Origin of the sequence: Ramlibacter sp. PS3R-8, from assembly GCF_037572435.1 — a bacterium.
Taxonomy (GTDB): Bacteria; Pseudomonadota; Gammaproteobacteria; order Burkholderiales; family Burkholderiaceae_C; genus Ramlibacter.
The window spans coordinates 1-1,255 of the sequence record NZ_JBBHGT010000015.1; the positions used below are offsets into that span (position 1 = coordinate 1).

Genomic DNA, 1,255 nt, shown 5'->3' on the forward strand with positions numbered 1-1,255 from the left:
CGGAGCTTGCCTCGCTTTAGTTGACACTCCGACCTAACGGAGAGGGTGGTCAATGGCTAAGGCAAATGGACCGGTAAAGATCAAGCAGTACAGCCTGGAGTTCAAGCTCAAGGCGGTGCAGCTAAGCAGCCAACCCGGGGTTCTGATCAAGGATGTGGCGGAGTCGCTGTGCATCCATCCTTTCATGCTCTCCCGGTGGCGCAAGCAGGTCAGGGACGGCGAGTTGGTGGGCGATCCACCACCGCTGCAGCCCCAGGAGGCGGCGGAGCTGCAACGGCTGCGGGATGTGGAAAAGCAGTTCCGACGCCTTCAGATGGAGCACGACCTGCTAAAAAAAGCTATCCGGTTTGCCTCCGAACGAAAGATGAAGTCTTCGCCTTCATCGAGGCAAACCGGCAAGCCTTCCCGATCGAAATGATGTGCAGGCTGCACGGCGTCACCCGCTCGGGGTTCTACGCGTGGAGCAAGCGCCAGCCCAGTCGCAGGAAGCAGGAAGACCAGGACCTGCTGGCCCGGGTTCGGAAGATCCACGCCGACAGCCGCGGGTTCTACGGCAGCCCCCGGGTCGTGGGCCAGCTGCGCCTGGACGGTGTCACCGTGGGCAGGCGACGGGTGGCCAGGTTGATGCGCGAGGGCGGCGTGCAGGGCAGGAGTGCGCGCCTGTATCGCCACTCCAAGGTGTTGCAGCGCGCGTTCTACGCCGGGGTGCCCTACCTGCCGGAGTCCGCCAGCACCCAGGCGCACAACCAGGTCTGGGTGGGTGACGTGACGTACCTGAAGGTCGCCGGCAAGTGGCGCTACATGGCCGCAGTGATGGACAAGCACTCGCGCAGGATCGTGGGCTGGAGCCTGGGCGCGCGGCGAGATACGGCGCTGACCAAGGAAGCCCTTCGCCTCTCTGCGGCGAGCCGCGGCGTTAGGCCGGGAGTGGTCTTCCACAGCGACCGAGGAATCGAATTCGCCAACTATGAGTTTCGGGACCAGCTGCGCCAGTTCGGGATGGTCCAGAGCATGAACCGACCTGGACGAATGAACGACAACGCGCACATGGAGTCGTTCTTCCATTCGATGAAGGGGGAAGAGCTGTACGGCAGGAAATTCCAGACCGAGCAGCAGCTTCGAAGCGTGCTAAGCAGCTACATCCGCTTCTACAACGATCGACGGCTGCACTCATCCCTGCAATACTTGCCCCCAACGGCTTACGAGCGCCGATCGCGAGGACAAACCAGTGTCAACTAAACCGGAGCAAGATCCC

At 62.3% G+C, this 1,255-nt stretch carries 2 protein-coding genes; both read left to right on the plus strand.

What is annotated here, in order from left to right; genetic code table 11:
- Positions 1 to 52 precede the first annotated feature (52 nt).
- Positions 53 to 418, plus strand: coding sequence for a transposase (locus WG902_RS22460; protein WP_340062450.1), 366 nt, complete (start codon positions 53 to 55; stop codon positions 416 to 418).
- Positions 409 to 1,239, plus strand: a complete 831-nt coding sequence (locus WG902_RS22465; RefSeq protein ID WP_340062451.1) for an IS3 family transposase — start codon at positions 409 to 411, stop codon at positions 1,237 to 1,239. Before WG902_RS22460 ends, WG902_RS22465 begins: the two co-directional genes overlap by 10 nt.
- Positions 1,240 to 1,255 lie beyond the last annotated feature (16 nt).

Bases quoted from the DNA above. Each gene is read 5' to 3' on its own strand.
- WG902_RS22460 (WP_340062450.1), top strand. From the start codon at position 53: ATGGCTAAGGCAAATGGACCGGTAAAGATCAAGCAGTACAGCCTGGAG.